Here is an 8,232-nt window from a genome sequence, read left to right on the forward strand (position 1 = left end):
ATTATTTTTTTATATCTATTTGGTGATGTTTTCCCGAAACCAGGCACTCCTGAATATCGATTTCTCCGTATTTAACCTCCAGAAACGGCTTTCCATTTTTCAATCCCGCATTTGCAAATCCGGTATTGGTTGAAAGGAAAGACACAAAATCATTCCCAATGCGGGAGTCGAAATAAATTGTCTTATCTACTGCATCATAGCGGATACCGGTCAGTCCCTCCAAAAGGGCATAGCTGGCCATTGCACGGGCATACCATGCTCCGCATTCATACTCATTGAAAGGATTACGTACTTTTCCATTATAACGGTCACGGCATGTACGCACTATTTCCAAACCTTTCTCTACTTCGCCCTCGAACATCAGATGTGCAGCAACCTGATATTCAATACCTGTCCACACCTCATCACTATATACAAACGGGAGTTTAGGTTTACCTCCTTTCGGCCAGGAGCAGAGAAGCAAGCCACCTTCATTACCCATTGCAAACGTTGGGCGTTGAGGGTTCGCGTGTTCGCGTAAATCATGTTTCAGGTTATATTTATGCACGGCATTCAAGTGACTCGTAACTTTCGTTTTATCTATTATCTCAGGCATTCCGCATACAATTGACATCCACGAACCTAATATACCATCTGACAAACAGCCCTTGCCGTATTGATATTTAGGACCTTCTGCCTCCAATATTTTAAGGGCTTCATCCGAATAGCCCGAATTAAATGCCTGTACTTTAGTCGGATCGTCCGCATTCAAACCTTTCCATTGTATATTCTGAATAAAATATTCACCATCGAAAAGCTTTGTTTCCATATATACTTTACTCTTGTCCATCAGCGCTTCGTAACGTGAAATATCTTCTCCCAAATATTCCCCCATCAAACATATCCCCTGTAATGCCCCGGTATAGAAACTTGTAATCATACCATCAGCTCCCCAGAATTCAATATCGTAGGTATTATGATGAGGCTCTTCTATCGCCCCTACTTCACGCGGGTCCCATGTCCTGATACAGTAGTCCATACTTGCTTTTACGAATGGATATATTTCTTTGAGCCAATTATTATCGCCCGATATACGCCATTCGCGATAGACCTTCATGATACCGCCGAGCTGTCCGTCCGCTGCCGAATGGAAATCGTGAATAACAGGACGTATAGGCAAATTGTTCCGGAATACCTGATGGCCTTCCTTATTTTGGCCTGCATAATATTCTGTCTCCCGCAATGTGCGTTCCATTGCCGGAAACAGATGGGGCACTGCCTGCGCATAATTCCAAACATGTGTACAGGAACCATGACACGATCCCCAGGTATCTCCGCACCCTTCCCAGTTCCACATACGTCCATCGTACTGGCGGAAGACTGTCGGGGATTTTAATATTGTAAGATTAGCCGCAACGGCTTCAATCACTTCCGCAGGAAGCGTACTATTATAGAAAGCCTCTGTAAATAGTTTGGTCTTTGATTTCAGATCATTATAGTTTTTAAGCCAGTAAGCAGAAACTTCTTTTATGTTCTCAAATTTATTACTATACCATGGACGGTAATTCCCATCCCCTTTATTATCATAAGGATAGCATTTTGTTGTACTATCTGTACATTCAGGGATATTTGGATAGTCCGATCCGGATTTAGGATCTCCGCCTATGCGCAGATTAGAGTAAGGTACATACCAAGCCATATAGAGTTTCACTGTTTTAACTTCTCCGGGTTCTAGTTTCACGGGAACAAACAATGACGCTCCGGTAGCCCCCTCTAATTCGGGTGGATTGTTTTCTATTGTTCCTGTAACGACATTATTCCAACAGATAGTCAGCGGGTCAAACCACCCTCCTCTGAACCAGTTATGATTTACCTTAGTTTCAGGATCATCAGTAAATATAGCAAACTCACCCTGATGAAAAGGTTCATCCCCGGCTCCGGACTGGTATAGAATAAAGCCATTTTCGTGTGATTTTATACAAGAGGTACCTTTCCCGTGTACATACATAAAATTGCGTGTATTGTACGAAAAAATTGCTTCGATGACAGTATCGCCTGTATTTTTGAATTCATATTCCAATCCCCCTACCGACAGGCTCGAGTTATCAGCATCTGTAGGGATAAATGGATTCCATGCGTTTATTTTTACATCCACAGGCATTTGATCGTCTTTCAACTCTATTTCGGCAAATGGAAAACGAGCAGTAAAGGTATTTTCCTTATAACGGGGTAGCCCCCATGTCCCACCTCCACCTAAAGCAGAGAGCGGCATTCCAAACTTTTTCCAGTCAGGGACCTGACCTTCTAAGATTTTGGTTGTATTGTTGACATCTTTTATATGAAGGGCCGCAAACATGGCAGGTTCATGAAAAACCTCTGGACGATGCCGCAACGACATATTTGATATCGCACCACTTCCTTCGATACAAAACATCCCTGTTCCCATTCCCCCTATAGGGAAGGCAATCCGGTTTGTATAATCCCCTGTATATTTTTCATTATAGATCCGGAGTCGTTCCCTATTACTTTTCTGGGTACAACATATAAGAGATGCCAACCCAATCACAGCCATACATAACAGGCTATGGTGTACTTTTTTCATAGATACAGTCTCGTTAAATTAAGGATGACGAATATACCTTTATGATAAGGTATCAAAAAACATTAAGAGTAGATTATAATAAGCCTTCAGGACTTATACGTTTTCGTTTTCTTACTTATTATCTTAAGAGGGACAAGAAGTATCTTATAAATATATTCCCGGACAGAATCTAAAGGGGGATGTAAACCTTATCTTCCCCCTTCAGACAAGTAACCTAAATTATTAATTAACCTCTAAATCCTGCCAACCCGGCAATTTCGGAAATTTAGCATGTGGTTCGCTTTGATACCAAAAAACGACTGAAGATATATCCGATTTTTGAGGCAGGTAACGTCCGCCTGCTCTCCAGCCCAAATCTTGAATCGTTATTTTGAGATCTTTTTCGAAACGTACAGGATCTGTTATATGCCATCTATACATACCGAAGCGTTGCTGGGAACGATAAGTTCCATCGGGACGAATAACCTGATGCAATCCTGCATAAGGCGTACAAAATTCTTTATACTGTCCTTCGCGGTCAAAGTTGTAAGATCCACAGAAATAATCTTCCGCGCCGGTACCGCAAATAGTAGGATATTTAGTATCTCCATCCATAAAGAATTTGATTTCTCCTTCGCCCCACCATCCATTATTATTTACTCCCTGGGCCATATATGTACCCACGTAATGTCCTTTTCCTTTAACTCCGTCAATCATTGTATAATCTGATGTTTCATTGTAATGTGTACGGCGGAATTGCGCATGGAAGTACCCTGCATCAGCCGGGACATCAGTCAGAGTATAGTCAACTTGATAATAAAGCACCATCGCATCTCCCGGATTGACATTTTCCATGGTGATCTTACATTTCTTACGGAAAGGCATTGTCCAGTAACAATTGAATGCACTTCCCGGATTAACGCATATGGCCAATGAGCTTAGAGGAGCATAAACACCCCATCCCATACCGAAAAAGTCTCCGACAGGACATTCTACCGAAGGTTCTTTTTCATCGTCCCAATAAAAACGCAGGATGGAAAAGCGCCAGTTGCCCGTAGGTGTCATCCAAATATGCTGGATAGCTCCGGGACCTTCAATCTCAGCTAATGTAAAAGTTTCGCCGGGCGCTATATGGACATACGGATTAACCTTCCATGTAGGCCCGAGATCGCGCGCAGCATGGTGAGCGTTCGCTACATTTCGCTTATCTCCCTGCATAGCAGGATCGGCCATTCCTCCCTTACCCTTTTCTCCTGTAAAGTTCTCAGGGCTGATAGAACGTGTTTTTGCATTAGATAGCCGATGCAGATTACTCATATCCACACCAAGACCGTTAAACGCTTCTTGCGAGAATAAAAGCTGCGTTATAAAAAAAAGACTAATTAGAAAACAAGTTTTTTTCATGGTATTTTATTTTTAGATAATAATTGAAAGTTCGGTTTAACCTTTTGCCGGTTTATAGCCATACAGGCCAAAATATAAAATAAATAAGAAACATGCGAGCGGAATAAAAAATCCGATAGCCATATTTTCTTCACCTAATGCTCCCATTATAATCGGAGAAAACGCTCCCCCTGCAACAGCCATGGTCAAGAATGATGCGGCACGCTTTGTGTGCTCGCCCATTTTTACAAGCCCTAATGCATAAATCGTAGGAAACATAATAGACATGAAAAAGAAATTAATGTATAGGGCATATAAAGATATCTTCCCTAAAGAAAGGATGACCAGAACCATGGATATAGTACACATAAAAGCATAAAGAGACAAAATATGCTGAGGCTTGAATTTTGCCATGATAAAGCTCCCCGACAGCCTGCCAATCATAAATAAAAGCATACCTCCGAATGATAATAACTGCGTAGCCTCTATTTTTGATATATTATGATCCTGCTCCATCACATAATTGATAAAAAAACCAAATATTCCCGATTGAGCCATCATATATGCGACCAGAGCCGCTATCGCCAGCACAAAATGCCGGTGCTGGAATAATGGTATGGCTTTATCTTGCCCGCTTTCGGTAACTTCCTGAACGGCTTCCTCATCAGACTCCTGTATATCGGGAAGTTTGACAAAAAAGAACAATACTGTAATAACCAACGTACAAATACCAAGTAGAATATAAGGCTTTGTTAAAGCTAGCGTATCCCCTTCTTCTGCCCCAAAGATAAGAGCACCTCCGATAAGTGGGCCAAGAATCCACCCCAATCCGTTTAACGACTGGGACAAATTGAGCCGCTGCGCGCCACGTTCTTTCGGTCCTAACACTGTTGAATAAGGATTTGCCGCAGTTTCAAGAAAGCATAATCCGCACGCAACAACAAACAGTGCTATAAAAAACGGATTGGCTGAATGAAGATAGGCCGCCGGAAGAAAAGAAAAGGACCCTACGGCGTAAATCAACAAGCCAAATATAATCCCCTTTTTATATCCAAAACGGCGCATGAACATCCCTGCGGGAACACTCATAAGACCATATGCTATATAAGTAGAGAATTGGACAAACCCCGATTGAGCCTTGGTCATAGTAAACGCTTCCTGAAAATGTTTATTCAGAACATCAAGTAACCCATGAGCAATCCCCCACATTAAAAACAGGCTACTAACCAGAATGAAAGGGATTAAATAACTCCCTCCGCCGGGTGAGGCAAATAATGATAACTTCCTTTTTTTGTGTTTTTCCATTATAGTATTATTAATAAAAATATGCTTATACGTTTAACTAAAAATAAAAAAAAATTACCTTTTCCGTTTTTGTTAATTTTTCCCCGGAACCACAATATTTGTTTGTAGAGTCACGCTTTCCACAATCTTATATTTCGGATTCTCTATATATTTGAATAATATATCCAGGGTTCTTTCCCCAAGTTCCTTCACAGGCTGTTCTATACATGTAATATCTATATCTGCAAAAATATACTCATCCGGATTATCTATACTTACATATTTCAAATCGCGATAATTATCAAATTCTCTCAACGCAATTAATGACTGTACTCCCACCCTGTTGGTTGCAAAAACAACAGAATCAACCTTCTTGGTCATCAATGCAGCTATAGCCTGCTTTACATTTTCTTCAAAATTCTCGAATGTCACAGAACGGACAAGATCAGCATCAACTGAAACTCCATTCATTTTCAAAGCCTTAGCATAACCTTCGTATCTTTTCTTTATATTCGGCAGGTTTATATTATAAGCCATAAAACCGATACGTTTACAACCCTGCTCCAACAGAATATTAGTCAGTTGAAAAGAAGCTCCTATATTATCAATCTGAATGGAACTTACAGGCAAACCTTCGAGACCTCTATCCACAGAAACTACCGGCACCTTACGCTTTACTAGTTCCATCATAGCCTTTTCGCTGTCTTGAGGTGGCACAACAATTATACCATCGACATTTTTTTCTATAAAAAGGTGAATAAGGCCCTCAAATTTGACACTAGACTCATCAGAGCTGCCGAACATAACCTGATACCCCTTAACCTCCGCAATATTTTCAATATGCCTGGCCAGTTTCGCAAAGAAAGGATTGGATATATCGGCAACTATCAAGCCAAGAGTCTTTGTTTTCCCTGTACGCAAGCTTCTTGCAGCCATATTAGGCCTATAGTTCATTTCAATTGCAGCCCGGCGGACTTTTTCCGCAACTTCCTTCCCAATACGGGAATCTTTGTCTTTTTCATTCAAAACCAAAGAGACCGTAGCACTGGACACACCTAATTTTTCCGCAATATCTTTTATAGAAACTCTAGCCATAAATTCATTTTACCTGATCGATTCAATAGGGCTTTATACTCTTTAACAACTAATTATGACACCCCATGATACAAACGTAATATTATTAAATCGTTTTAGCAAATTTATCTGTTATTTTTTTTTATAGATCATTTATTTTAACATTTAACATAATTCCAAACATATTTGAGTCACAGCTTATATATAAATTTTCTACGCTTCTATTTTGAAGCAAAAGAAGTATATTATTCACAGAAACAAAGTACATAAACATCTGTTTATAAACAATATAATAAAATAGATATAGCATTATATCAAAGAAAAAGAATCACTTTAATTCAGGATCATGCATTGCCAGCGATGAAAATATAGCATTCTCTTCAATATTTATTTCTAATTAATTTATACATTTGTTGTAGTTAATCGTTTTATTAAAATAGAAGAACCATGAAGAATATTATTTCCATTGCTCTATTCTGCCTATTTACATTATTATCAAAAGCACAGCATGAAAAACTGAAATTTGAAAATCTGGTGACACCCGATACAAGTAAAGTATGGATACAGCCAACACAGGGAAAGCCGGCAATGGCAATATGGGGACATACAAAAGGGATCTCTGTCGCGATTCCCCAACTAGACATTATGCCCAGAGGACTAATTCGGATTTTCACTCCCTATTTAAATCATGAACGGCATATAGTCACAAACTTCATAGCAATGGAACCTGTACCTGCGGGTCAAGAACAACGAGGGCTCTCGGAACTGGAAATGAGTAGCTGGGATCCCGGCATCAGGGGCAAACGTTTCTGGAGTTCTGATAATGCAGATCAAACCTCCAACAGCAACGAAATATTTCCGGTGAGAGGAATCATTGAAAACAAGAATGGCATAGAGACATTAAGCGTCTATATTTTTTCGGAGCCATTCGACAATGGGGCAAAAGTATATGTTCGGTTGCGTTTCTTTGAGAATCGTCCATATGAATTTGAACTGACAAGCTATACATACGAGAACTCAACCGAGCTGAATAACTTTATTCTGACCGCCACTATGGGAAACAAGGCTCGCCTGCGGACACTGTATCTCGACAGCTATGAAAAGAATTCTGCCGACATATGGCCTTATTACACAAATGATGCATTTACTCCACATGCCTTCTTCTCCTTAAAAGACATGATACAAGACCCTAAAGGTTTTGCTTACTTTATAGCAGCTCCAAACGAGAAAGACCCATCTACAGCCGTTTATGCTGAAGGTACGCATCAACATTGGAAATACACCGGAAATGTGGCTACACAATATTGGATAAGCACAAATCCAAGCAAAGAAACACAAGGAATTGTCAATGGCCGCTATACATACTGGGCAAGTAAATCACCTATTCCGGGAGGAATTTCATTTGAAAATTTCGAAATGAAGGAGCTTTTTAAAAACGGGAACCGGTATATATTTGGCATTACACCTGAGTCTCCTGAAGACTTCATAAATAGGATAAAGAAAGAAAAATAAGCAGTTATCATTTCTTTTACTCTAACATTTATTGATTTCAAATCTATTATAGAGGGAATAGTTTGCTCTTTGTCAACTGTGCGATACATTCAAACCTGTATACATTGATTGTCTACAGGATAAACATCAGATGCAAAGTGTCCTTTCGCCTTCCCTTCCCTGGTCTAATACTTAATCTTATTGGGATTTTTTGCTCTTATTATCTATTGTTCTCTTCTAACTTACAATATAGCATAACAAAAGCATGTATGAAGTTCTTTATTTTAATCCTACCATGTAGTAGATCATGTGTTTTGCATTGAAGATCCTGCTTAAATTTTAGGATTCTTATCTCAAATTCTTATTGTGTTATTGTGCTTGGTAGTCCCAGGCAGAGTTGAACTGCCGACCTCTACATTATCAGTGTAGCGCTCTAACCA

Annotated in this window: 5 protein-coding genes; 1 reads left to right on the forward strand and 4 read right to left on the reverse strand. The window is 39.8% G+C overall.

Features of this window, described 5'->3' with window-relative positions; translation table 11 throughout:
- Position 1: 1 nt before the first annotated feature.
- The 4 genes from ACFO6W_RS14875 to ACFO6W_RS14890 all read right to left on the reverse strand — a co-directional run bounded on the left by ACFO6W_RS14875 (position 2) and on the right by ACFO6W_RS14890 (position 6,322).
- On the reverse strand, positions 2-2,581 hold the full coding sequence (locus ACFO6W_RS14875; RefSeq protein ID WP_379997775.1) for a GH116 family glycosyl hydrolase: 2,580 nt from the start codon (positions 2,579-2,581) through the stop codon (positions 2-4).
- Positions 2,582-2,803: 222 nt separating this feature from the next.
- Positions 2,804-3,964: a glycoside hydrolase family 172 protein gene (locus ACFO6W_RS14880; RefSeq protein ID WP_379997777.1), complete on the reverse strand. Its 1,161-nt coding sequence runs from the start codon at positions 3,962-3,964 to the stop codon at positions 2,804-2,806.
- Between the two features lie 36 nt (positions 3,965-4,000).
- Entirely contained in the window at positions 4,001-5,248 is a 1,248-nt protein-coding gene (locus tag ACFO6W_RS14885; RefSeq protein ID WP_379997779.1) for a sugar MFS transporter, read from the reverse strand.
- A gap of 72 nt (positions 5,249-5,320) precedes the next feature.
- Positions 5,321-6,322 carry a LacI family DNA-binding transcriptional regulator gene (locus ACFO6W_RS14890; RefSeq protein ID WP_379997781.1) on the reverse strand — a complete coding sequence of 334 codons (1,002 nt, stop codon included), beginning with the start codon at positions 6,320-6,322 and terminating at the stop codon, positions 5,321-5,323.
- A 426-nt stretch (positions 6,323-6,748) separates the two neighbouring features.
- Between ACFO6W_RS14890 and ACFO6W_RS14895 the strand changes: the two genes are divergently transcribed.
- Positions 6,749-7,813 (forward strand): hypothetical protein, encoded by a 1,065-nt coding sequence (locus ACFO6W_RS14895; RefSeq protein ID WP_379997783.1) that lies wholly within the window; start codon positions 6,749-6,751, stop codon positions 7,811-7,813.
- The last annotated feature ends 419 nt before the right edge of the window (positions 7,814-8,232 follow it).

Origin of the sequence: Dysgonomonas termitidis (genome assembly GCF_042654545.1) — a bacterium.
Lineage (GTDB): Bacteria > Bacteroidota > Bacteroidia > Bacteroidales > Dysgonomonadaceae > Dysgonomonas > Dysgonomonas termitidis.

Bases quoted from the DNA above. Each gene is read 5' to 3' on its own strand.
- ACFO6W_RS14885 (WP_379997779.1), bottom strand. From the start codon at position 5,248: ATGGAAAAACACAAAAAAAGGAAGTTATCATTATTTGCCTCACCCGGC.
- ACFO6W_RS14875 (WP_379997775.1), bottom strand. From the start codon at position 2,581: ATGAAAAAAGTACACCATAGCCTGTTATGTATGGCTGTGATTGGGTTG.
- ACFO6W_RS14895 (WP_379997783.1), top strand. From the start codon at position 6,749: ATGAAGAATATTATTTCCATTGCTCTATTCTGCCTATTTACATTATTA.
- ACFO6W_RS14880 (WP_379997777.1), bottom strand. From the start codon at position 3,964: ATGAAAAAAACTTGTTTTCTAATTAGTCTTTTTTTTATAACGCAGCTT.
- ACFO6W_RS14890 (WP_379997781.1), bottom strand. From the start codon at position 6,322: ATGGCTAGAGTTTCTATAAAAGATATTGCGGAAAAATTAGGTGTGTCC.